The sequence below is a fragment of the Methylorubrum aminovorans genome (genome assembly GCF_022179725.1).
Lineage (GTDB): Bacteria > Pseudomonadota > Alphaproteobacteria > Rhizobiales > Beijerinckiaceae > Methylobacterium > Methylobacterium aminovorans.
Map to the genome: position 1 here is coordinate 1 of NZ_BPRC01000018.1, position 23,136 is coordinate 23,136.

The window sequence follows — 23,136 nt, forward strand, 5'->3', positions numbered from 1 at the left end:
ATCAACGGCTCCAACTCACCCCACTGTGCGTCTGACAGCATCACGTCTCCTCATTCGAAACCGAGAAAACGCCAAAATTCGCAATCCGTTCAGGCGACGACAGGCCCTAGTCCGGTTCTCGATCGGCGGCCGGCCGACTTGCGGATGTGGACGAGGCGGCGGCAGAAGCGGAGCGATCTTGCCCCAGCTATCATCGGGCAGAAGGCGGTCGAGTCATACCCTAACAACATCTGAGACCCCGTTTCATAAGGGGCAGTCGCGGATCGCTGTTTGGGGTGAGCAGCGAGCATCGTCAGCGTTGGGCGAGTGTCTGACGCTCACCCTGGAACGCCGATGTGGACACCCGCCGCCCGTGCCGAGCTTGCGCGCGAGAGCCTGCCCTACGCAAGCAGCTTGACCGACACGGAGTGGGCGCTGATCGCCCCGCTCTTGCCTGAGCCGTCGCGCGCGGGTCGTCCCTGGCGCTGGCCGTTGCGGGCAATCCTGGACGGCGTCCAGTACGTCCTGCGCTCCGGCTGCGCGTGGCGACACCTGCCGTTGGACTTCCCGCCGTGGTCCACCGTTCACCGCTGGTTCCTGAGGCTGTCGAAGGCGGGCGTGTTCGAGCGCCTCGCCCATGCCCTCACCATGGCCGACCGCGAGCGCGCCGGGCGCGAAGCCAGCCCGACCGGCGCCATCCTCGACGCGCAGGCCACGCGCTCGGGAGGCGTTGGCCTCAAGGGCGAGCGTGGCTACGATCCGGCCCGGCGCGTGGTGGGCCGCAAGCGCCACGCGCTCACCGATACGGATGGCCGTCTGCTCCTGGCCGCCGTCTCGACGGCCGACCGGCACGACAGCCACGGCGGGGTTGCGTTGCTGCGCGCCTCCCGGCGCCTCTGGCCATTCCTGGCCCACTGCTTTGCTGATCAAGCCTATCAGGGCGAGCGCGTCGGCAACGCCACCGCCATCACCGTTGAGATCGTCCGACCGGACAAGGGACAGAAGGGCTTTGCCGTGCAGCCCCGCCGCTGGGTCATCGAGCGGACTTTCGGCTGGATCGCCCGATGTCGAAGGCTCGCCCGCGACTACGAGGCGATCCCGTCCTCCGCGCTCGCCTTCTTCGTCTTGGCGGCCGCTATGATCCTCGTCAGACGCCTCACGCAGACCTTATGAAACGGGGTCTAAGGCACTGTCGCTCGTCCACAAGATCGGTAGAACACCAGCGCAAAGGCATTCTCGTGCCGATTTTCCTGCTTCGCAGAAAAACAGCGAGCCTGCAAAACGTGTCAATACCTCGAAATGGGTATTCGCACATGCCGGCACAGGCAAATTAAGTTTTTGAGATGTATTTTTCTTGTGAGTTGTTTGCATGTGGTATAATATTCGGCGGAAGCGATTCGGGGAGTTTGAGATGGCCGACGACTTTCTTGCAAGCACAGCTACAGCCGGGCGACTGGCAATAAATGAGAGCATAGTTGGAAATATAGAAGTCCCTGGCGACCATGATTGGTTAGAGGTGCTTCTTAGCGCGGGAACAAATTACACATTTAGCGCCGATGTAAATAGCGGTGGCAATTATACACTGAGAGACTCTCTCCTGATCTTGCGAAATGGCGCAGGCAATGCTGTAGCCAGCGACGACGATCACGGCGGTTATTTGAGCTCACAATTCGTATTCACTCCAGTGACATCCGGCGTATATTACTTAGACGCCTCGAGTTTCAGCAACACTGCTACAGGAACTTATAGATTAAATGCAGTTTCAACGAATGCTCAGGCGCCATTTACATCAGGTAACGATACCTTTATTGTCCCTTCCACAAGTCCGAACGGTAGTTGGTATGGCCTTGAAGGCAATGACCGTATAACTGGAACAAACCATGGCGATATTATCTATGGGGGAGCTGGAAATGATACTCTGCTTCCTGGAACGGCTCTTTCGTTGTCTGCGTTCCAAGGTATGGTTTACCGCCTCTACGATGCAGCACTCGATCGGTTTCCAGATACGGCAGGATTTCAGCCGTGGGTAAATGTACTCCAGGGAGGAGCTTCGCTGAATTCTGTTGCGTCCGGCTTCATTCAATCTACAGAATTTCAAACAAATTACGGATCACTGAATAACAATGATTTCGTCAACCTGTTGTATATCAACGTCTTGAATAGGCCTGCCGATGCTTCGGCGCAGAGCTGGGTCAATTTGCTAAACAACGGCGCGTCACGGGAAAGCGTCTTAGTAGGCTTTTCTGAAAGTCCAGAGAACCAAGCACAAACGGCGTTGGCGTCGCAAGGCTGGTCCTCTACTGTACTGCATAACGCTGAGTATAGCCAGGTATTCCGCTTATACGACGCAACCTTGTCACGTGCACCTGATCCAACAGGCTTCGAAGGCTGGGTCAACGCTCTTAGTTCAGGCAGCAGCCTTGCTGATATAGCGTCTGGATTCACAAATTCTATTGAATTCACTTCAACGTACGGATCTTTAACGAACAGTCAGTTTGTGACTCTACTCTATAATAATGTCCTAAACCGGCCGCCTGAAGCAGCGGGATTGAATGCATGGGTCAATCTACTTGAGTCAGGAGCATCTCGCGAGTCGGTCTTGCTTGGGTTTTCGGAAAGCCCTGAGTTCAAGGCAAATACTGACGCGTTATTCAAGTCATATATGCGAGACGGCCTCGACGATTGGGGGCAAACCTATAATGCGGGCTCGGGAGAAAATCATGTGCTCGGCGGGCGCGGCAGCAACACGTTTGTATTTGATCTAGATGATGGCGCGGCTCAAACTAATGTTTATGGAGCTCAGGCATGGGATACACTGCAATTTAACAATTTCGGTTACTCAGGGTTGCAGGCCATCACTCATATGACGCAAGCGCACGGCGACGTGACGTTCGCTGACCGAGGTGTCACTGTAATATTCCATGACACAACGATTGCCGCACTTTCGCAGCTGAATTATGATGTGTTGAGTTGATGTTGTTGCCATTCAACTGATAGCCTTGGCAATCAAAACCTGCTCTCGCTAACTCGAGAGCAGGCTAATTTCTTCCTTCCCTGTTCACGGTAACCTGCTCCATCTTTTAGATGAGACCGAATTTTTGGTTAGATCCACACCACAGCTTGCTCACCAATCGCCGTAGCATCAGATGATAGCTTCTAGACCGGATTCGACTGTATCAGTTAGTCGTTGAAGCTGATCAGCCCCACCGGGTGGCCCGAGTGGAATGTTAGTGGACTGTGGGCATTTCCACTACGGGTAGCTTGGCCGGTGGAGCCGGTCGGTCGAGCTCAGCCGGCCAAGAAGCGGTTAAGGCCGGCACGAACACCTCAGGGGCCGGCGGGCGATAGCCCAGCGAGGCGTACGGCTCATGGTCGCGATGGACGCCTGCAACGCCCGCTTCGGCTGCGGCAGCGTCGCGCCTGAGCTACGAAGGCAGCCGCTCGCTAACAATGCTGCGGCAGCAGCGGATCCCGATCGGCGGCGATCCGACTAACGGCACCTGTCAGGTCGGCGGCTTCGTGCAGCTTGCGCAGATCAACCGGGGCACCGCTTCGAACATCATCGCCCACCGCTGGCCTGACGCAATCGGCGCCCGGCTGGACCCGTCGAACGGGCCGGCGTGCCCGCCACCGCTCGCGTGAGGAGTGACGCATGCAGATCGCCGTGAAGCACAGTCCTCAACAGGATAATCACTGAGAAGGTAGTGCATACTCCGAGAACTTGCCCTTCCTGAATCTTGAAGCCCCGACGAAAACGGGGCCAATTTTGTCAATCATCTTCTTTATTCTGGCTCTATTCCTGCGCTCCTGCTCACCTTTAGATATTACGGGCTCTGACAGAGCTCTGAGGTCAGGCCCCATAATGTCGGCATGGTGTGGCTTATCAGGAAGTCCTGTGTCGTAAACACACAAGAACCGCTCATCGCCGTCATATCTGACAGTGGCTGCTGAAAATGTGCAGGCACCGAAGATGATCCGCCCCTGAGTTCCTTAGTCAGTGGACCTTCTGAGGCGAGGTGGATCCTCGAGCTTCTTCTTGGTAGCAATACAGGCGATTTTGTCGCCTGGGAGAATTCTGTCCGGGCAGTGCTGGAGTATGTTAACGACGATACGTTCGATGAGCTCCTTTCTGATGAGCGGCTTGATCGGGCGTCTGCAGAGAAGTTAAGCCAAGGCACGCTGGTTGTTTTGGCACAGCGTATTTTAAAGTCGGTTGCGTATTTGGTCATTGGCGGACGCATCCCGGATGCGGTCGCTCACGACTGGATATTATGGAGGCCGGTCAAGTCTACTCTCGCGTCGATGGGCCCAAGCAAGATAGTTGAATTGTGGCGGGATACACCGGCCGGGGCTGCAAGCAGTTTATATCGACGTGATACGGGTGAGCAGGTTTGGAAGTTGTTGCACGTCTTTGGCCCGGTCCTAGTAGACAAGCATAATAATATTCTTTCCTCGGTTGTTGACGCTGCTTTTCATGATTATTCGTCCCATTGGTCGAGTGTAAATACGAATTATTGGGTGGAATTAATAGACCTTTCCCGCAGGGCCAGCCATCCGGGGGACCTTACACCCTTGGATGCGCAAAGTGTCCAGGCGGCACTGACCCATCCTTATCTAAGCTTACATCCACTGCTGCGTTTGTGGCCGCGCTCAGCGGCCAGCTTCATGGCTCCCGGCACTGCCAAGCGAGCATCATCGCCGCGAGGCTCGGCACATTGTCGGTCGAATGGTTCACGGCTGATGCTGAAGGCGGGGCGAGCAACAGCAGCAAGATGGCGCTCCACGAGCGGATCCAGACGCTGTCCGAAGCCATCAGCTACACGCGCGCATCGTCTCCGGCCGGTATGATGGGGCAACTCGCTGTCGCCTTCGACGCGGTGGACACGGCGCTGAATGGCCGGGCCGATTTGCGAGAGGCCAGTGCCCGGCGCGCGGAGCGCTGCCTGCTCTCCATCGCCGCTGCGTTGAGCGCCCTCTCCGGCATCGACCGCGAGGGTTACGGCGCGTCCTACATGATGTCTGGCCGGATCGACTGGCTGGCCTGTCTCTCGCCGGAGGCGGCGTAGCCATGGCCGAGATCATCCGCTTTCCCAATGGCGGCCGCGTCCCAGCCACCACCATCCCGCGTGCCGAGTTCGAGCGGCTGGCCGAGCTGGCGCTCGATGTGGTCGACCGGATCATCTCCCTGCTCGACGAAGCCGACGGCAACCCTGATGCGGAGGACGGCGGTGATGCCGAGCCTGCGCTTGCGGCGCCGATTGGTGGGGCGTCGCAGCGGCTTTGGGCAGCTAGCGGCGATCGAGATCTGGAGCGTGAATGATAGGCACTTGACTTAAAGCGATCGCATCAGGTATCCCTACCTAAAGCGGTCGCTTTAGGTGCTTTCATGCTGGATGATCCGAGATACACGCTGTCCCAGGTTGCCGACGCAGCCGGCGTTCAGGTCGGTACTCTGCGGTCCTGGCTTCAGCGGAAGCATTGGCGCCTCGATATGGCTGTCGGCGACTCGCCTGCCGAGGTTGCTGGCAAGGCCCATCTGATCACCCTTCGGCGCGCGCTCCACATCGGTGCTGCCGTGGAGTTGGTGCGAAACGACGTTGAGCCAGCTCGCGCATTCCGGGCCGCACGAAGCTTCGTAGATGTGTTCGAAGACATACCCTCGGGCATCATTTCGGATGGTGGCGTCCGGGGGCACGATGGTCTCTATCCGAATGGTTGGACCCTGCTGGTCGCCTATCCGGATGACGATTTCGGCGTGGTGATGTGGGTCAGCGATACCCAGCCACTCGGCAAGACACCGCTTGCGAACCTGTTCTTCCCGCAGGCCCCGATCGGACGCCAAGTCTCGGGCACCTTCGTCTGGCTCAACCAAGTGGACCGGCGCATTCGCTCGCGCCTTGTGGAGGCGCATTGAACGATGCCGCGACGTTCGGTCATCACCCAGGCCGCCATCGCCCGCGTTGTGAAGGGCGCGCAGGCTGCCGGCCTCAAGGTCGGTCGCGTCGAGATCGAGGGCGACCGGATCGTGATCCACTCCGGTGAAGAGTCCGCCGGTCCCATGACGAAGCTGGAGGCTTGGAGGGCGGGCCGTGGTTCGCGCTGAGTACCCTGGCGTCTTTGCGACCTACAAGACGCTGAAGGACGGTACGCGGAAAGCCTACTGGTATCACCGCGCCACCGGGGTCCGCCTCGAGGGTGAGCCGGGCGAGCGCACCTTCATCCTGAGCTACGCTGAGGCCGAGCGGACGCTGAAGGCTCGGCACGCCGGCGATACCTTCAACGGTCTCGCTCGCGAGTTCACCGCCTCCCCTGAGTTCGAGACGAAGCTCTCAGCCAGCACCCAGCGTGAGTACAAGCGCATGCTGACCAAGGCCGAGCCGGTCTTCGGAGACATGCCGCGCGAGGCTCTGAACGAGCCGGCGGTGCGCCGCGATTTCCTCGACTGGCGCGCCAAGGTGGCTCGCACCTCCGGCGAGCGCGAGGCGGACAACCGCCTGTCCGTCATCTCGGCCATGCTGACGTGGGGGCAGGAGAACGGGCGGATCGAGGCAAACCACATTCGCGGGTTCAAGCGACTGTACCATGCCGACCGGGCCGAGATCGTCTGGCTGCCCGAGCATATCGACGCCTTCATGCGCGTGGCGCCGATCGAACTGCAGCGCGCGCTGATCATCGCCCTCCACACAGGGCAACGACAGGGAGACATCCTCCGCCTGCCCTGGTCGGCCTACGATGGAAGCGCAATCACACTCAGGCAGGGCAAAAGCGCCCGCGGCGGCCGAGTGGCGCCGCTGGTCACGATCCCCTGCACGCAGGCGCTCCGGCGCATGCTGGACGGAATGGAGCGCAAGTCGCCGCTGATCCTCACGACAAAGACTGGTCGGGCTCTTCAGAAAAGATATTTCGCTCGGCTTTGGGAGCAAGCGGCGGTTGAGGCGGGCGTCGGGAGCATCACCCTGCCCGGGATCGCAGAGCCAGTCGCCCTGCACTTCCACGACCTGCGCGGCACAGCTGTGACGATGCTGTCGGAGGCTGGATGCAGCCCGCAGCAGATCGCGACCATCACAGGCCACTCGCTCAAGACGGTGACCGTGATTTTGGACCGCTACCTCGCTCGCACGAGAACGCTGGCGGACCAAGCCATCTTCAATTGGGAGAACTCACCGCGAACGGAATTTGCAAACCGTCTGCAAACCGCAACCCCGACGCCGAAGGCATCAAAGGGAAAAACTCATGTCTAACAACAGAGTAGATGGCGCGCCCGAAAGGATTCGAACCTCTGACCCCCAGATTCGTAGTCTGGTGCTCTATCCAGCTGAGCTACGGGCGCCCTTTTTTGTCTCGACGCCTTTCTAGGCGTTTCTCTTCTTGTTTGGTCGGAGTGGCAGGATTTGAACCTGCGACCCCCACGTCCCGAACGTGGTGCGCTACCAGACTGCGCTACACTCCGATGTCGCCCCCGAAGGCCGACGAGCGGGCTTATAGCCGGCACTTTTCGCGGTCGCAAGCGGCTCGCTGCCTTTCGGGGCGGTTCTTTCGCGGAAGGGGAGCGATTTAGCCCCTGACAGCATGGCCGCAACTCGGTTAAATTCATGAAAAATATAGATATTTATAAAAATTGGCTTCTTGGACGATTGCGGTGACATGGCCCTGGGCGAGAGAGCCTGTAGGCCGTCCCTCGCTTTGGCCGCCCTCCGTTTGTCAGGGCATGGTCGGATGCATCGGTACCGGCACCCCCATGTGGGGCATCGTGCGGGTTCATCGCCGGACAACGAGCGGACATAGACGCAGGCGCTCACATACTAGGATTGGCTGGAGTGGCTGCGGATCGAAGCCGCGCCCGACCGAGGGCATGGGCGTTGACCGCCGCATCGTGCGACCCGGCTCACATTGCATCGGTGAGATCCTGGTACCGGTGCGACCGGGAGTTGAATTGGGATTGTTCCAAGATTCGAAACAATTTTTCCGTCCGAACTTTGCTATGCTCGCTCTGGTTATGGACGGATGTGATAGAGGGCAAGGAGGGTTGCGCGTGGCTTCCGTTCAGCGGCCGGGTGCGCAGTCACGTAATGACTGGGTGGACCGCGCAAAGATGCCGCATCCTCAACTGCTACGCGATATGGCTCTCTTCGTCGAAGTCGCTCGTAGGAAGAGTTTTAGTCAGGCCGCTGCCGCGCTCGGCATGCCGATTTCTTCCCTATCGCGCCGAATTACCATGTTCGAATCGACGGTCGGGCTGCGACTTCTGGATCGGACCACCCGCAAGCTGGCGTTGACGTCCTACGGCGAAGCCTACCTTGCGCAGGTGTCACGCCTCGTCGATGAGGCGCAACGGACCTTCGACGACATGATGGCCGTGGCCAAGGGGCCGAGCGGCTTCCTCAAGATCGCCGCGCCGCCGGATTTCTGGGTGCTGCGCCACCTGTCGGGGGTGATCACGGAGTTCTCCGCCCTCCACGAGCACATTCACGTCCACGTTGATCTGAAGCCGGCGCCGGTCGATCTGGTGGGCGATAATTACGACCTTGCCGTTGCCATCGAGGAGCCGCGTGAGACATCACTGATCGTGCGCAAGGTCGCCGAGGTCGAGAACGGCATCTTCGGCTCGCCCGCCTACTTGGCCGAGCGCGGCGCGCCGATGACGCCGTTCGATCTCGAGAAGCATCAGGTCATTCTGCCGATGCAGGGCACCTCCGCCACCTGGACGCTCAAGCGCGGCAGCGAGTCCGTCGCGATCACCGTGGGTGGTCCCCTGTCCTGCAACTCGCTGAGCCTCGCCCGGCGCTTCGCCGTGGCCGGACAGGGATTGACCAGGGCCAACGTCATCAACGTCGACAACGACCTCTCCACGGCCCGTCTTGAGCGCGTGCTGCCGGATTGGAACCTGCCGGCGACGCCGGTCTATTTTGTCACCACCTCACGGCTCCTGCCGGCAAAGGCGCGCAGCTTCATCGATTTCGCGACGAAGCGGCTCGCGGCCGTGCTGGCCAACGCGTCGGGCGATTCGCGCCGTGGCGGCGTGCGCATGGCTGGCCGCTCCGTCGAGCGGGCCAGCCTTCCCTGAAAGGAAGGCGTTTCGAACTTACGAGGGAACGCCGCATCCGCGTCCCCCCGTGGCGAACCCTTCGGGATTCAGGCGAAGACGCTGCTCGGCGCCTGCGGGAATTTTTCGGCGAGCGCCCGGCGGAGCTTCTCCAGGGCCCGGTTCTCGATCTGGCGAACGCGCTCCTTCGAGATGCCGAGGCGGTGGCCCAGGGCTTCGAGCGTTGCCTGATCCTCGGCGAGCCGCCGCTCCCTGAGGATGCGCAACTCGCGTTCGGAGAGGACCGTCAGCGCCTGCCGCAACCAGACGAGGCGACGCTCGCCGTCGACCAGCGCCGAGACCGTCTCGTCGGGCAGCGCCGCGTTGTCGACGAGGAAGTCCATCCGCTCGGAGGACGCCTCGCTTTCCTCGCCCACGGGCGCGTTCAGCGACATGTCGGGGCCGGACAGGCGCGCATCCATCAGCGCCACGTCCTCGCGGGAGACGCCGATCGCGCTGGCGATCCGGCCATGGATCTCGGAGCCGACCTGCTCTTCCGTGGACTGCATCAGCCGGGCGCGCAGGCGGCGCAGGTTGAAGAACAGGGCCTTTTGCGCGGAACTCGTTCCGCCGCGCACGATCGACCAATTGCGCAGGATGTAGTCCTGGATCGAGGCGCGGATCCACCACGTGGCGTAGGTGGAGAAGCGGACATCCCGTTCCGGCTCGAACCGGGCAGCGGCTTCCATCAGGCCGACATGACCCTCCTGGACGAGGTCGGCCATCGGCAGTCCGTAATGGCGAAAGCGGCCGGCGAGCGCGATCACAAGGCGCATATGTGCGGAGATCAGCCGGTGCAGGGCGCGCTCGTCGCGTGCCTCCTTCCAGGCCACCGCCAGCCCGCGTTCTTCTTCCCTCGCAAGGAACGGCGCCTCCATCGCTGTTCGAATGAACTGACGCCGCATCCCCGCGATCTCTGCCATCCCCGCCTCTCTCGTTCGAGCGTTCTTGGTTCGAGCGTTTCGGATCAGCCCGCTTGAGCCTCTTGGTCGGCGAAACGCCGGGCGAGGCCATCGGGGCAAGCCATCCGTGGCAGAGGCACAACACATCCGTGCGACGCTGGTTCCCTGCGGGCGCGTGGCGTCGGGGAGGAAATGATCAAGAGGTCTGCGGACGGCGCATGAAAAAAGGGCCCGGCGTGGCGCCGAGCCCTCTGGTTAACAAATGCCAGTCGTGCAGCGATGCGATTCGCTGGGAGGCGTCTCAGGCGGCCTCCTCCTGCACATCGTCATCACCTTCGGCGTCGGCGTCAGCCTTGGCGCGACGCGGCGACTTGGCGAGGCTCTGCTCGATCAGCTTGAGCGCCTCGGTCTCGGTGATCCGGTTCACCGAGGAGATCTCGCGCACGACGCGATCGAGGGCGGCCTCGTAGAGCTGGCGCTCGCTGTAGGACTGCTCGGGCTGAGCCTCGGAACGGTAGAGGTCGCGCACGACCTCCGTCACCGAGATCAGATCGCCGGAATTGATCTTGGCCTCGTATTCCTGGGCGCGGCGCGACCACATCGTCCGCTTGATGCGGGCGCGGCCGGTCAGCACGTCGAGGGCCTTCTTGACGAGCTCGGGCTCGGCGAGCTTGCGCATGCCGACGCTGTTGGCCTTCGCGGTCGGCACGCGCAGGACCATCTTGTCCTTCTCGAACGAGACGACGAACAATTCGAGCTTGTAGCCCGCGATCTCCTGTTCCTCGATCGCGGTGATCCGCCCGACGCCGTGCGCCGGATACACGACCGCCTCGCCGGTCTTGAAGCCTTGGCGGCCTGCTGCCGTCGTCTTCTTGGCTGTGGTCATGCGGAATGAGCCTCCACTGTCATCCACGCGGGGCGCGCATCCACGCCCGCACGCTCGTCACCTCCGGGGCGGGACACCCGGCGCATGCCCTTAGTCCAGTGCCGCGCCGTCGAGGCGCTGACCGGTTCCCGGGCTCTCGCGTTGCTCCCACCACACGAAAGAACGCGCCGGGAGCGAAATGCTTCCGGCGGTCGATCGCAGCCAACCTCTTTTCCAGGAAGATGGAACTCGCCGCTTGTGCGAGAGGAGGGGGGCGCATCGGGCGTGAGCGACGGCGAGCCCTCATGTAGCACGAACGGGCCGGCGAATCAAAGGATTGCCGGCGCGCGAACGCGTCTCCGCATGGGAGGATCGAAGGTTTTGCACGGCTCGGAAAGAGCGTTGCCGGAGCCTCCGGCGGATCTTTCGAGGTAGGTCGTGGCGCGTTCGGGGCTTCTGCGGGGATCGCGGCCGCACCGGCAGCCTGCGGCGAGAGGCCGCCATGCTCCCGAGGGCGCCCGCCCCGCGGAGGCGGTCAGTCGCCGGAGCCGGGATTGGGCGAGAAATGCGCCTCGAGCTTGCCGCTCACCCCGTCCCACTGCTTGGCGTCGGAGGGGGCATCCTTCTTCTGGGTGATGTTGGGCCAGGTCTTGGCGTAGTCGGCGTTCAGCTTCAGCCAGCTCTCGAGATTGCCCTCGGTGTCGGGCTTGATCGCCTCGGCGGGGCATTCCGGCTCGCAGACGCCGCAATCGATGCATTCGTCGGGATGGATGACGAGCATGTTCTCGCCCTCGTAGAAGCAATCCACGGGGCACACCTCGACGCAGTCCATGTACTTGCACTTGATGCAGTTGTCGGTGACGACGTAGGTCATGGGCCGTTCGGTCCTTAGATCCGCTTGTCCTCGCGGGGTCGGGAGGGCTTTTGGCCGGCCCGCCACCCGCCGACTTCGCGCGGATGCGATCCCCTCGTGCGGCGGTGTCATGCGATCCGGGCGCCGCCGCCGCCCGATTTGGAAGCGCTCTAGCCCCTGGCCGATGGGCTGACAAGCGCGCCCTTCCGCCCGCCCTCCCCTGCGCGGCGCGGAGGGCTTTTCGGCAACGCTTCCAAAGCGTCCCTTGAAGGCCGATAGGTAGACCCGCGTTTCCCTCCAGTCCCGGTCTGTCGGTCAACCTGCGAAGTCGAGCTGGCATATTTAGATCTGCGTAGTCTTAGTCGTTGGTTAAGTTTACTGTCTTCGGCAATTGAGCTTGTCCGGTGCGCAACCTTGGCCGCTATCTGGGCGTCGAATGGTACACTCCGAAGAGTCCCGGACGGGGCTGCCGGGGGTGTCGAGATCGTCCTGACGTCGCGTCGTGTTCCGAGGTTGTTCCATGACTGCCCCCCTGCCCCGCCTGAACCTGATCTCGTCCCTTGCCCTTGCCGCTGTCTCGGTCGCCGCTCTGGCCGTGCCCGCGCAGGCCGGGGGAGCGTGCGTCAGCGCCGAGTGCTATCGCCGGGTCGTGACGCCCCCAGTCTACGATACCGTCGCGGAGCGGGTGCTGGTCCAGCCGCCGCGCACCGTCTACCGCACGACGCCGCCGGTCTATGACACGGTGTCCGAGCGGGTGCTGGTGGCCCCCGGCGGGCGCCGGTGGGAGACGCGCATCGACGCCTATGGCCAGCTCGTCGGCTGCTGGGTGACCACGCCGCCGCGCTACGCCGTGCAGACCCGCCGCGTGCTCGTGCGCCCGCCGGAGGCGATCCCGCACACCCTGCCGCCGGTCTACGCCACCACGCAGCGCCGTGTGCTGGTGCAGCCCGCCCGCGCCGCCTGGGTGCCGGCCGCAGCCCCCGTCGCCGGGCCTGATCTCGGACCCGCTCCCGGCTATGGTCCGGGCTACGGTCCCCTTGGGGTCGGTTCGATCCCGGACGCGCTGGGCCTCGCCGGCGCCTCCTCCGCGGACATCGCCGTCGGCCTCGGCTTCTCGCGGGGCAGCATCTACGACGGGTATTGAGGGCGCGCTCGTTCGGGCACTCTCTCGGCCGCCTTCGCCGGCGGCCTTGAATCGAGGCGGGATCGCCGTAGCTCAGGACCCGACGCGAGCGGGGAGGAGCGGATCATGGCGGCGTTCAGGGCCTGGGTCATCGACAAGGGTGAGGCCGGCCAGAGTCTCGCCCTGCGCGATTTCGACGAGGCCGACCTGATGGACGGCGACGTCACCGTGCGGGTCTCTCATTCGGGCCTGAACTACAAGGACGGGCTCGCCATGACCGGCCGGATGCCGGTGGTGCGCCGCTTCCCCATGATCCCCGGCATCGACTTCGCCGGCACCGTCGAGGCCTCGGACCATCCCGACTACAAGCCCGGCGATGCGGTGGTGCTCACCGGCTGGGGCGTCGGCGAGACCCATCTCGGCGGGTTGGCCGAGCGCGCCCGGCTGCGTGGCGACTGGCTGGTCCCGCTGCCTGAGGGCCTGAGCCCGGCTGAGGCCATGGCGATCGGCACGGCCGGCTACACGGCGATGCTCTCGGTTCTCGCTCTGGAGCGGCACGGGCTCACCCCCGAGGCCGGACCGGCCCTGGTGACGGGCGCCTCCGGCGGCGTCGGCTCGGTCGCGGTGGCACTCCTGAAGCGCGCCGGCTGGCACGTCATCGCCGCGACCGGCCGGGCCGGCGAGGCCGATTACCTGAAGAGCCTCGGCGCCGCCGAGATCCTGGAGCGCGAGGCGCTCGCGGGCGAGCCGCGCCCGCTCGGAAAGGAGCGATGGGCTGCCGGCATCGATGCGGTCGGCGGACGGGTCCTCGCCAACGCCCTTTCGATGACGCGGGGCGGCGGCGCCATTGCCGCCTGCGGCAATGCCGGGGGCATGGATCTGCCGAGTTCGGTCGCGCCCTTCATCCTGCGCGGCGTCTCGCTTCTCGGCATCAACAGCGTGACGACCCCGCACAAGCCCCGCCGTGACGCCTGGGCCCGCCTCGCGCGCGACCTCGACCGTGATCTCCTGCGGCGGATGACGCGGACGGTTCCCCTGGAGGAGGCCGGCGGCCTCGCCGAGCCCCTGCTCGAAGGTCAGGTGCGGGGCCGCACGGTCGTCGCGATCGGCTGAGCCTCGGCGCCGGAGCGGGGGAACTGCGGTGCAGGCTTGGGCATTGCCTGTCTTATGAGCAAAGCATTTGTCCGTGAGCCCGAAGACGGTGACGCTGTCGAGGAACTTCCCGATCGTCTGATCTCCACCCATCCCAACTACGTGACGCCGGAGGGGCTCGCGAGGATGGAGGAAGAGGTGGCGCGGCTGGAGGCCGAGCTGGCCGCCCTCTCGCCGGAGCAGAACAAGGCGGACCACGCCCGGATCTCGCGCGACCTGCGCTACTGGAGCGCGCGCAAGAACTCGGCGGAACTCGTCGAGGCGTTCGAGGGCGACGTGGTGCGCTTCGGCGCGACGGTGACCCTGCTGCGCGAGGACGACACCCGCCAGACGTTTCGCATCGTCGGCGAGGACGAGGCCGATCCCTCGGCCGGCTCGATCTCCTACGTCGCGCCGCTCGCCCGCGCCCTCACCGGCAAGAGCGTCGGCGACACCGTGACGGTCAACGAGCACGAGTTCGAGATCGCCGAGATCCGCTCATCGCAATGAAAAAAGAAACGGCGCCTCCCGTGAAGGGAGCGCGCCGTGTCCCCGTCCGCCCGGCCGAGGGGCCGGAGGATGTCGCCGCCGGGCGGGGCGGGAACCAGTTCTTCGTCGCAAACATGCCCCTCGCGTCGGACGGGAGGCGCGGATCGAAAACCCGCGCCTCGCATCGGGTTCAGTTGGGCAGGGCGAAGACCGTGAGCTGGCCGCCGAGGTTGGTGTAGCTCGACAGGGCCGCGTAGCCGCCCACCGCGCCGAGGCCGGCATTCGGGTCGGTCAGGCCGGCCGCGAGGCCGATGCCGGCCCAGCCGCCGACGCCCGAGAGCACGGCGATGTGCTGCTTGCCCTTGTGCTCGTAGGTCATCACGTTGCCGATGATGCCGGAGGCGGTCTTGAACTTGTAGAGTTCCTTACCCGTCTTCGAGTCGACCGCTTTCAGGTAGCCTTCCAGCGTGCCGTAGAAGACCACGTCGCCGGCCGTGGCGAGCGCACCCGACCAGACCGAGAACTGCTCGGGGTTGGACCACTTGATCTTACCCTGGATGTTATCCCAGGCGATGAAGTTGCCCATGCCGCCGTGCGAGCCCGGCGCCGGGTACATCGACAGCGTCGCACCGACGTAGGGCTGGCCGGGCGTGTAGGTGACGCGGAACGGCTCGTAATCCATGCAGACGTGGTTGGTCGGCACGTAGAAGAGCTGCGTCTTCGGCGAGAAGGCCGCAGGCTGCTGGTCCTTGGTGCCGAGCGCCGCCGGGCAGATGCCCTTGGTGTTGACGTCCTCGCCGTTCTGGTCGGTCGAGTACTTGGCCACCACCTGCGGCCGTCCGGTCTTGAGATCGACCTTGGTGGCCCAATTCACGACCGGATCGAACTTTTCCGCGACCAGGAGTTCGCCGGTGGCACGGTCGAGGGTGTAGGCGAAGCCGTTGCGGTCGAAATGCGTCAGGAGCGGGCGCTCCTTGCCGTCAAATTTCTGATCCGTGAGGATCATCTCGTTGATGCCGTCGTAGTCCCACTCGTCGTGGGGCGTCATCTGGTAGATCCACCGGGTCATACCGGTGTCGGGATCGCGGGCGAAGATCGCCATCGTCCACTTGTTGTCGCCCGGCCGCTGCTTCGGGTTCCAGGTCGAGGGATTGGCGGTGCCGTAATAGACGAGGTTCAGCTTCGGATCATAGGAGTACCAGCCCCAGGTCGCCCCGCCGCCGGTCTTCCACTGGTCGCCTTCCCAGGTCTTCAGGGAGGAATCCTTGCCGATCGGCTTGCCGAGCGACGTGGTCTTCTCCGGATCGACCAGCATCTCGTCGTCGGGCCCGACCGAGTAGCCGCGCCAGACCCGTTTACCGGTCTTGGCATCGTAGGCGGTGATGTGGCCGCGGATGCCGTACTCGGCGCCCGAAATGCCGACGATGATCTTGTCCTTCACCGGCAGGACGGTGGCGGTGTTGGTCTCGCCGATCTTCGAGTCGCCGTTCTTGACCGACCAGTTGACCTTGCCGGTCTTGGCGTCGAGCGAGACCAGCGTGGTGTCGGCTTGGTGCAGGATGATCGCGCCGTCGGCGTAGGCGAGCCCGCGATAGACCGTGTCGCAGCACATCACCGGGATCACCGATGGGTCCTGCTTGGGCTCGTATTTCCAGACGATCTTGCCGCCCTGATCGAGATCGAGGGCGTAGACGAGATTCGGGAACGGGGTGTGCAGGTACATCATGTTGCCGACGACGAGCGGGGAGCCCTCGTGGCCGCGCAGCACGCCGGTCGAGAAGCTCCAGGCGACCTGGAGGTTCTTGACGTTGCTGGCGTTGATCTGGTCGAGCTTGGAATAGCGGGTGTTGGCGTAATCGACGGTCTGAAGAACCTGCTCCGCCGGGTTGGCGATCCGCTTCGCTACGTCCTCGTTGGCGAGGAGGGGCGAGAGGGAGGCTGGCGACAGGCCGGCAGCGAGGGTGAGCGCCAGCAGCGAGACGCGTTTCATCGGGGTTCCTCCACGGATATCTGTTGTCGTTGAGCCCGAGCGAGGAGCGGCGGGCGCCGCGTCCCGCCCCCGCCGGGCGTTCTCAAGAAGATCTCAAGAATCGTGTCCGGTGGAGGGACGGCGTCCCGATCGGCGTTGGGAGATCTTCCCGATCTTGCGTGGAGCGCCTTGCCAAGGGCCTGCGCCTGCGGCTCCTCTCTCATCGAGGGTGAAGGAGGCGGCCATGCGCCTGTTGACGGGACTGATCCTGCGCGTGGTCGCCGTGGTGGCGCTCTGCCTCGCCGCGGCCTCCGCCTGGGTGATGTGGGACGTGAACCGGACGATCCGAGCGGAAGCCGTGGCGTCCGCCGACCGCGTGGTGCGCGAGGCGCGCGAACTGGCGTGGCGCGAGCTGACGTGGCGGGGCAGTTCGGGTCGGGACGCCAAATATGCCTTCCCCGACTGGCGCAGCTCCGAGACCCTCAGGGTCATCGCGCCCGGCTACTGCGTGAGTCTCGCCTGGACCGACGAGGCGCCGCGCCGGCTCTGCGGCGGGTGGTCGGGAATGGGCGCAGCGCCGCCCGCTTGGTTCGATGCCGCCTATTCCGCCCTGTTCGGTCCGAGCCGCCCGGTGACCCGCACGGTGACGCTCCACCGCCGCGATGCGGGGCAGGTGATCGCGGTGGCCGATCACGGAGCCGCCGCGCGGCAGGCGTGGCGCGTCGTCAGCGTGGTCGTCGGCGTCGCCGCCGCGATGGCGGCGGGCATCGGGCTGCTCGCGACTCTGGTGATCGGCCACGCCCTGATGCCCGCCGAGCGGATCGTGCGCTGCCTGCGCAACATGGAAGGGGGCGCGTACGATCTGCGCCTGCCCGCCTTTCGGGCGCGGGAATTCGCGCTGATCGCTCGGGCCGTCAACGATCTGACGCAGCGCCTGGCCGAGACCACGGCCCAGCGCGCGGCGCTGACCCGGCGATTGTTCCAAGTGCAGGAGGAGGAGCGCCGCACGCTGGCGCGCGACCTGCACGACGAGTTCGGCCAATGTCTCACAGCGGCGTCCGCGCTCGCCGCCGCCATCGCCGCCGGCACGGAGGTCGAGCGCCCCGACATCGCCGAGGACGCTCGCGCGATCTCCGGCATCACCGAGCGGATGATGGGCACCCTGCGCAGCACGCTCGCCCGCCTGCGGCCGCCGGATCTCGACGCGGTCGGGCTGGAGCGCTCCCTCGGCCATCTGATCGCGACCTGGAACGCCCACGGGGCGGCACTCGCCGCCGCCCGCCCCGCCGGGGCAGTGCCCGAGACGATCCCCGCCTTCCGCCTCGACATCGTCGGCAGCCTGAGCCACGTGCCGGCACAGGCGGGGTTGAACCTCTACCGTATCGCCCAGGAATGCCTGACCAACGCCGCGCGCCACGGCCGCCCGAGCGAGGTGCGCTTGCGGGTCGAGGGCGATGATCCGGTCCGCGGCCTCGCCCTGTCCGTCGAGGACGATGGCGGCGGCGCGCCCGAGCGGCTGGAGGCGAGGGCCGGCTACGGCCTCATCGGCATCCGCGAGCGGGTCGCGGCGCTCGGTGGCTCGCTGTCGATCGAGCGTCCGGCGGGCGGGATCGGCGTGCGGATCGCCGCCATCATCCCCTTCGGCCCTGAGCCGGCCGGGGCCCGCTTCGCGTGAGCGGCACCACCATCCTGCTCGTCGACGACCACCCCGTGGTGCGGGCGGGCTACCGCAAGCTTCTGGAGCGCCAGCCGGGTTACCGGGTCATCGCCGAGGCCGAGAGCGCGGCCGCCGCCTACCGCGACTATCGCCGGCTGAAGCCCGACATCGTCATCCTCGATCTCAGCCTGCCCGGTGCCAGCGGCCTGGAGGCGATCCGGCGCATCCGCGCCTACGACCGGGCGGCGCGCATCCTCGTCTTCTCGATGCATCAGGGCACGCCGTTCGCCCTCAAGGCGTTCGAGGCCGGGGCCTGCGGCTACGTCACAAAGAGCAGCCCGCCCCACGAACTCGTTGCCGCCATGGGGACCGTGATGCGCGGCGGGCAGGCCGTCAGCGAGGACATCGCCCGCGAGATCGCCGCCGAGCGCCTCTCCGGCCGCCGCTCACCGATCGAGGATCTCGGACCGCGCGAGGTAGAGATCCTAGGCCTGATCGCATCGGGGAAGACGACCGAGGCCATCGCCGACGCCCTCTCGCTGAGCCCGAAGACGGTTCAGAACTACCATTCGAGCATCAAGGCGAAGCTGCGCATCCAGACCGATGCCGACCTGGTCTGGCTGTCGATCTCAGCCGGGCTGATGATGCGCAGAACCTGTCCGGACGCTTGAACCGACGCGGCTCAGGTGAACAGGCTCGACACGCTCGATTCGGTGGCCGTGCGCCCGATCGCCTCGCCGAGCAGCGGCGCGATCGAGATCACCCGGATGTTGCGGGCGAGCTTCACGGCTTGCGTCGGCAGGATCGAGTCGGTGATGACGAGTTCCTTCATCCGCGAGGCGGCGATGCGCGAGACCGCGCCGCCCGACAGCACACCGTGCGTGATGTAGGCCGAAACCTCCTTGGCGCCGGCGTTCAGCAGGGCCTCGGCGGCGTTCACCAGGGTGCCGCCGGAATCGACGATGTCGTCGACGAGGATGCAGGACTGGCCCTCGACGTCGCCGATGATGTTCATCACCTCGGACTCGCCCGCCCGCTCGCGGCGCTTGTCGACGATGGCGAGCGAGGCGTCGATGCGCTTGGCCAGCGCGCGGGCGCGCACCACGCCGCCCACATCCGGCGAAACCACCATGCGCTCGCCGGGAGCCAGCCGCTCCTTGATGTCGCGCACCATCACGGGTGCGGCGAACAGGTTGTCGGTGGGAATGTCGAAGAAGCCCTGGATCTGACCGGCATGGAGGTCGAGCGTCAGGACGCGGTCGGCGCCGGCCTCGGTGATGAGGTTGGCCACGAGCTTGGCCGAGATCGGCGTGCGGCCCGAGGTGCGCCGGTCCTGCCGGGCATAGCCGAAATAGGGGATCACCGCCGTGATGCGCCGCGCCGAGGACCGACGCGCGGCGTCGATCATGATCAGCAGTTCCATCAGGTGGTCGTTGGCGGGGAACGAGGTCGATTGGACGATGAACACGTCCTCGCCGCGGACGTTCTCCTGCAGCTCGACGAAGATCTCCATGTCGGCGAAGCGCCGGACCATGCAGTTGGCGAGCGGCAATTCGAGGTAGCTGGCGATCGCTTCCGCGAGCGGGCGGCTCGCGTTGCCGGCGATGATCTTGATGGACGACGTCATGCCGGGCGTCTCTCGGCTCACTCTTCAAGTCACTCGCGGGACGCGCGCGAACCCAATCACGTCCGGGACCGCATCTGCATCCGGCCGCGCGGCTCATATCAGCGGGGCCGGCGCGTCACAATGGCTTCATGGGCTTCATGCCGCAGCCCCGCTCTGCCCTGATCACGGTTCGAGCAGTCGGTGCAGGTGAACGATGAAGTAGCGGGTCTGGGCGCTGTCGACGGTGGCCTGCGCCTTGGCGCGCCACGCGGTCTGGGCCGAGGCGTAGTCGGGGAAGATGCCGACGATGTCGAGATCCTTGATGTCCCGGAAGCGTACGCCCGAGACGTCCTCCAGCTCGCCGCCGAACACGAGGTGGAGCTTCTGGTCCGAGTCGATCGTCGTGGTCACGCGCCTCTCCTGCCGGATGCCGAGGCCCGCCGCCGGTGAGGCAGGAGCCGTGCCGCTCGGTCGCAGAGGCGGCGGGGTCGGTCAAGGTGCTCGCCGCGCAAGGTGGGGGCGACGCGGGGGCGGGGCGAGAAAGCCGGTCTCATCCTTCCCCCCCTTTATCGTTCGAGGCCGCTGCGCGGCATTTCGAAAAGAAGGGACACCATCGAGCCGCCGCTCAGAACAGCGAGCCTTGCCGCGCGGCGGGCTCGGGCGCCGTCTCCTTGGGCTTGGGAGCCGGCTCGGCCGCGATCCGGCGCGGCGCACGCTTCGCGCGCGGCGGCGAGGGCGGGGCATCGGCCAGGGGAGCGGCCGGAGCATCCTCGGGCCGCGCGAAAACCGCCCCGTCGGCGAACTGGAGCTGAAGCCGGACGGCCGTGGCGGCGGCCTCGCGCGAGCGCACCGGCAGGCCGTCGGCGTCGCGCACCAGCGCGTAGCCGCGGGCGAGCACCGCCTTGTAGCTGAGCGCCCCGAGCAGGCCGGCCTGCGCCCCGAGCCGGTCGCGGCGGCGCTCGATGATGCGGGATATGGCGGTGCGCGGGCGGTGGTCGATGCCGGCGAGCCGCGCCCGCGCCTCGGCCAAGGCGATCGCCGGCGAGCGCCGGGTCAGCCGGTCGGCGAGGCGGTTCAGGCGCTCGCGGGAATCGCGGGCATTGGCGGCGAGCGCGGGCCGCAGCCGCGCGTCGGCGAGGTCGAGGCGCTGGCGCTTGGCGGCGAGAAAGGCGTCGGCACCGGGGATCGCCCGCACCAGGGCGCGGAAATCCGCCCGCTCGCGCTCGACCCGCCGTAGCATCGTGCCGGCCTGCCGGGCGCCGAGGTCGTGGATCTGGGCCAGAAGTTCGGCGCGCACCGGCACGGCCATCTCGGCCGCGCCCGTGGGCGTTGGGGCGCGGCGGTCGGAGGCGAAGTCGATCAGCGTCGTGTCGGTCTCGTGGCCGACCGCCGAGATCAGGGGAATACCGGACTCGGCGGCGGCGCGCACCACCGCCTCCTCGTTGAAGGCCCAGAGATCCTCGATCGAGCCGCCGCCGCGGGCGACGATCAGCACGTCCGGCCGCGGGATCGGGCCGTCGGGCGTCAGCGCGTTGAAGCCCCGGATCGCCGCGGCGATTTCCTCGGCCGCCCCCTCCCCCTGCACCCGCACCGGCCAGACCAGTACGGGGCGCGGAAAGCGGTCCTCCAACCGGTGCAGGATGTCGCGGATCACCGCGCCGGTCGGCGAGGTGACGACGCCGATCACCCGCGGCAGGAACGGGATCGGCCGCTTCCGGTCCGCCTCGAACAGGCCCTCCGCCGCGAGCTGGCGCTTGCGTTCCTCCAGCAGCGCCATCCAGGCGCCGATGCCGGCGGGCTCCATCGAATCGATGACGATCTGGTACGAGGATTTCCCGGCAAACGTCGTGATCTTGCCGGTGGCGACGACCTCGAGCCCCTCCTTGGGCTTCTGGCGCAGGCGCCCGAGCACGCCCTTCCACACCACCGCATCGATCTTCGCCGAGCCGTCCTTGAGCGAGAAATAGGCGTGGCCCGAGCCGTGCGGCCCGCGATAGCCCGAGATCTCGCCGCGCAGGCGCACATGCCCAAATGCATCTTCAAGGGTGCGCTTGAGGGCGGCGGCGAGGTCGCCGACCGACCATTCGGGGGTGTTGGCCTGGAGCAAAGCCGAGGGCGCCGGCTCCCCCGGCGGCGGCACGGCGGCGGCAGAGGTCGCAGGACGTGGCGGGGGCACGAGCGGCATGGGGCCGGACGCTACGGGAACCGGCCGGTCGAGGTAAAGGCCGCTGGGCGGATCGGCTGGGGAGGGCGCGCGAGTGTGGCGCCAGGGACGCTGCCGCTCGTCTCCGGCAGAAACGCTCGGGGAAGAAGACCCGAGGCTCAGATCAGTCGCGAAAGGATCAGCGCCGCCGTGACGGCGGGCGCGGCCGCGGCCGCCATGGCCCAGGGCCAGACCGGCGCCAGCCGCGAGCGGCGGTTGTCGTTGGCGGCTCGCGGCGCCGAGCGGCGCTGGACCACGTAGTCCGAGAGTCGAACGACCGCGTGCGCGCGGGGCGGGCGGGCGGGGGAGGCGATCGAGTGGCGACAGATCGGCATGGCCCTCATCAACAGGTGAGCCCGGCGAACCGTTCCGTCCGGCGCGCGGGATAAGAGTGCCGCGCAAGACTCCCGGTCACCGGCCGTTCCCCCTCCGGAGAGGACAGCGCGGCGGGCGTCTCGTAACGGACCCTCGGACGATCTCGGATGGGGTCGGACGGAAGGCCGCAAAGGTCCGCTCACCACAGCGAGAACTCGGTGGCGAAATCCGTCGTCCGCAGCGGGCATTTCGGTGCGGGACAGGGCTCGGCCGGGACGGTGGCGAGCACCCCGTCCGTTCCGGTCTCGAAGCGCAGGCGCACCGGCGGGTCGTCCTCCTTGGCGTAGGCGAGCCGCACCTCGAAGCGCACGGCGTCGAACGCTTTGCGGTCGGCGTAGACGATGACGTCGCGGGAGACGGATTCGCCCGGGTTGAGCTCGGAGGGTTCGCTCGGCAGCGCGGTCGCCCCGGAGAACAGCACGCCCTGGCGCAGGATCGGCGCGCCGCTCTCGCGCACGTAGTCGCGGGCGGACTCGACGCTCGCCGAGCCGGAGAGCGCGGCGCGGAAGGCGGCCTCCCGCGCGGTCGTCTCCGCCGCCTCGCGATCCGGCTCGGAGAAGCGGGTGCGCAGGCCGATCACGGTGTAGGTGAGCCCGAGCACGCGCACGCCCGCTTGGCCGACATTGGTGCGGGTCACGGTCGAGCGGATCGCCACCCGGTCGCCGCGCTCGCCGACCCGGACGAGATCGGTCTTCACCGAGACCGAGGGCGGGGCGAGCCCCGGCTTGATCCGCGCCTCGTAGACGAAGGTGTATACGCCCCAGGCCCCTGCCCCGAGGATCGCCAGCGTCTGCACGAGGGTGCTGACGCCTTCCAGGCCGAGCCGGCGCCGTCTCCGGCCCGGTCGTTGAGGATGGTCTCGATGCGGGTCTGGCGGCGCCATGCGGCGGGTTCTCCCTCGC

At 65.8% G+C, this 23,136-nt stretch carries 23 protein-coding genes, 2 tRNA genes and 2 pseudogenes; 14 read left to right on the top strand and 13 right to left on the bottom strand.

Annotated elements, in window-relative coordinates:
* Positions 1-111: 111 nt before the first annotated feature.
* Positions 112-201 (bottom strand): annotated as a pseudogene (locus tag MFF24_RS20010) (IS5/IS1182 family transposase); the annotation flags it as partial.
* Positions 202-333: 132 nt separating this feature from the next.
* On the opposite strand from MFF24_RS20010, the gene MFF24_RS20015 reads away from it, so the two are divergent.
* A complete protein-coding gene (locus MFF24_RS20015; RefSeq protein ID WP_238226715.1) occupies positions 334-1,152 on the top strand; it encodes an IS5 family transposase in 819 nt (272 codons plus the stop codon).
* Between the two features lie 238 nt (positions 1,153-1,390).
* Positions 1,391-2,953: a DUF4214 domain-containing protein gene (locus tag MFF24_RS20020; RefSeq protein WP_238226717.1), complete on the top strand. Its 1,563-nt coding sequence runs from the start codon at positions 1,391-1,393 to the stop codon at positions 2,951-2,953.
* A 253-nt stretch (positions 2,954-3,206) separates the two neighbouring features.
* Here the strand turns inward: MFF24_RS20020 and MFF24_RS20025 are convergent.
* A pseudogene (locus MFF24_RS20025) lies at positions 3,207-3,344 on the bottom strand (IS3 family transposase); the annotation flags it as partial.
* Positions 3,345-3,429: 85 nt separating this feature from the next.
* On the opposite strand from MFF24_RS20025, the gene MFF24_RS20030 reads away from it, so the two are divergent.
* The 6 genes from MFF24_RS20030 to MFF24_RS20055 all read left to right on the top strand — a co-directional run bounded on the left by MFF24_RS20030 (position 3,430) and on the right by MFF24_RS20055 (position 7,220).
* Positions 3,430-3,621 carry a hypothetical protein gene (locus MFF24_RS20030; protein WP_238226720.1) on the top strand — a complete coding sequence of 64 codons (192 nt, stop codon included), beginning with the start codon at positions 3,430-3,432 and terminating at the stop codon, positions 3,619-3,621.
* A 998-nt stretch (positions 3,622-4,619) separates the two neighbouring features.
* Positions 4,620-5,045 carry a hypothetical protein gene (locus MFF24_RS20035; protein WP_238226722.1) on the top strand — a complete coding sequence of 142 codons (426 nt, stop codon included), beginning with the start codon at positions 4,620-4,622 and terminating at the stop codon, positions 5,043-5,045.
* Between the two features lie 2 nt (positions 5,046-5,047).
* A complete protein-coding gene (locus tag MFF24_RS20040) occupies positions 5,048-5,299 on the top strand; it encodes a hypothetical protein (protein WP_238226723.1) in 252 nt (83 codons plus the stop codon).
* A gap of 66 nt (positions 5,300-5,365) precedes the next feature.
* A complete protein-coding gene (locus MFF24_RS20045; RefSeq protein WP_238226725.1) occupies positions 5,366-5,893 on the top strand; it encodes a hypothetical protein in 528 nt (175 codons plus the stop codon).
* Positions 5,894-5,896: 3 nt separating this feature from the next.
* The gene (locus MFF24_RS20050) at positions 5,897-6,082 is read left to right on the top strand and encodes a hypothetical protein (protein ID WP_238226727.1); all 186 of its coding nucleotides are present in this window, start codon (positions 5,897-5,899) and stop codon (positions 6,080-6,082) included.
* Positions 6,069-7,220 carry a tyrosine-type recombinase/integrase gene (locus MFF24_RS20055; RefSeq protein WP_238226729.1) on the top strand — a complete coding sequence of 384 codons (1,152 nt, stop codon included), beginning with the start codon at positions 6,069-6,071 and terminating at the stop codon, positions 7,218-7,220. The genes MFF24_RS20050 and MFF24_RS20055 overlap by 14 nt, the downstream gene beginning before the upstream one ends.
* Positions 7,221-7,232: 12 nt before the next feature.
* Here the strand turns inward: MFF24_RS20055 and MFF24_RS20060 are convergent.
* Together MFF24_RS20060 and MFF24_RS20065 are read right to left on the bottom strand one after the other, a co-directional pair.
* Positions 7,233-7,309 (bottom strand) — tRNA-Arg (locus MFF24_RS20060).
* Positions 7,310-7,352: 43 nt separating this feature from the next.
* Positions 7,353-7,429: transfer RNA gene (locus tag MFF24_RS20065), tRNA-Pro, on the bottom strand.
* Positions 7,430-8,011: 582 nt separating this feature from the next.
* Between MFF24_RS20065 and MFF24_RS20070 the strand changes: the two genes are divergently transcribed.
* Positions 8,012-9,043 (top strand): LysR family transcriptional regulator, encoded by a 1,032-nt coding sequence (locus MFF24_RS20070; protein WP_238226731.1) that lies wholly within the window; start codon positions 8,012-8,014, stop codon positions 9,041-9,043.
* A 68-nt stretch (positions 9,044-9,111) separates the two neighbouring features.
* On the opposite strand, the gene MFF24_RS20075 is transcribed toward MFF24_RS20070, so the two are convergent.
* The 3 genes from MFF24_RS20075 to fdxA all read right to left on the bottom strand — a co-directional run bounded on the left by MFF24_RS20075 (position 9,112) and on the right by fdxA (position 11,702).
* Positions 9,112-9,984, bottom strand: coding sequence for an RNA polymerase factor sigma-32 (locus tag MFF24_RS20075; protein WP_108941609.1), 873 nt, complete (start codon positions 9,982-9,984; stop codon positions 9,112-9,114).
* A 280-nt stretch (positions 9,985-10,264) separates the two neighbouring features.
* Positions 10,265-10,849, bottom strand: coding sequence for a CarD family transcriptional regulator (locus MFF24_RS20080; protein WP_238226733.1), 585 nt, complete (start codon positions 10,847-10,849; stop codon positions 10,265-10,267).
* Positions 10,850-11,363: 514 nt separating this feature from the next.
* The gene (gene fdxA / locus MFF24_RS20085; RefSeq protein ID WP_108941608.1) at positions 11,364-11,702 is read right to left on the bottom strand and encodes a ferredoxin FdxA; all 339 of its coding nucleotides are present in this window, start codon (positions 11,700-11,702) and stop codon (positions 11,364-11,366) included.
* A 499-nt stretch (positions 11,703-12,201) separates the two neighbouring features.
* On the opposite strand from fdxA, the gene MFF24_RS20090 reads away from it, so the two are divergent.
* The 3 genes from MFF24_RS20090 (at position 12,202) to greA (ending at position 14,445) form a co-directional block, all read left to right on the top strand.
* Entirely contained in the window at positions 12,202-12,825 is a 624-nt protein-coding gene (locus MFF24_RS20090; RefSeq protein WP_238226735.1) for a hypothetical protein, read from the top strand.
* A 105-nt stretch (positions 12,826-12,930) separates the two neighbouring features.
* A complete protein-coding gene (gene acuI, locus MFF24_RS20095; protein WP_238226737.1) occupies positions 12,931-13,917 on the top strand; it encodes an acrylyl-CoA reductase (NADPH) in 987 nt (328 codons plus the stop codon).
* 54 nt (positions 13,918-13,971) lie between these two features.
* Positions 13,972-14,445, top strand: a complete 474-nt coding sequence (greA, locus tag MFF24_RS20100; RefSeq protein WP_133091168.1) for a transcription elongation factor GreA — start codon at positions 13,972-13,974, stop codon at positions 14,443-14,445.
* A 169-nt stretch (positions 14,446-14,614) separates the two neighbouring features.
* On the opposite strand, the gene MFF24_RS20105 is transcribed toward greA, so the two are convergent.
* Positions 14,615-16,414: a methanol/ethanol family PQQ-dependent dehydrogenase gene (locus tag MFF24_RS20105; protein WP_238226740.1), complete on the bottom strand. Its 1,800-nt coding sequence runs from the start codon at positions 16,412-16,414 to the stop codon at positions 14,615-14,617.
* Between the two features lie 223 nt (positions 16,415-16,637).
* Between MFF24_RS20105 and MFF24_RS20110 the strand changes: the two genes are divergently transcribed.
* Positions 16,638-18,068 carry a sensor histidine kinase gene (locus MFF24_RS20110; RefSeq protein ID WP_238226743.1) on the top strand — a complete coding sequence of 477 codons (1,431 nt, stop codon included), beginning with the start codon at positions 16,638-16,640 and terminating at the stop codon, positions 18,066-18,068.
* Positions 18,065-18,721: a response regulator gene (locus MFF24_RS20115; RefSeq protein ID WP_108941603.1), complete on the top strand. Its 657-nt coding sequence runs from the start codon at positions 18,065-18,067 to the stop codon at positions 18,719-18,721. Before MFF24_RS20110 ends, MFF24_RS20115 begins: the two co-directional genes overlap by 4 nt.
* Before the next feature lie 11 nt (positions 18,722-18,732).
* Here the strand turns inward: MFF24_RS20115 and MFF24_RS20120 are convergent, their stop codons facing one another.
* The 5 genes from MFF24_RS20120 to MFF24_RS20140 form a co-directional block, all read right to left on the bottom strand.
* Positions 18,733-19,677, bottom strand: a complete 945-nt coding sequence (locus MFF24_RS20120; protein WP_108941602.1) for a ribose-phosphate pyrophosphokinase — start codon at positions 19,675-19,677, stop codon at positions 18,733-18,735.
* A 162-nt stretch (positions 19,678-19,839) separates the two neighbouring features.
* Positions 19,840-20,067 carry a DUF4170 domain-containing protein gene (locus MFF24_RS20125; protein ID WP_063987092.1) on the bottom strand — a complete coding sequence of 76 codons (228 nt, stop codon included), beginning with the start codon at positions 20,065-20,067 and terminating at the stop codon, positions 19,840-19,842.
* Between the two features lie 214 nt (positions 20,068-20,281).
* Positions 20,282-21,841, bottom strand: a complete 1,560-nt coding sequence (xseA, locus tag MFF24_RS20130) for an exodeoxyribonuclease VII large subunit (RefSeq protein WP_238226745.1) — start codon at positions 21,839-21,841, stop codon at positions 20,282-20,284.
* Between the two features lie 137 nt (positions 21,842-21,978).
* A complete protein-coding gene (locus MFF24_RS20135; protein WP_108941599.1) occupies positions 21,979-22,194 on the bottom strand; it encodes a hypothetical protein in 216 nt (71 codons plus the stop codon).
* Positions 22,195-22,373: 179 nt separating this feature from the next.
* Positions 22,374-23,117: a hypothetical protein gene (locus MFF24_RS20140; protein ID WP_133091164.1), complete on the bottom strand. Its 744-nt coding sequence runs from the start codon at positions 23,115-23,117 to the stop codon at positions 22,374-22,376.
* Between the last annotated feature and the right edge of the window lie 19 nt (positions 23,118-23,136).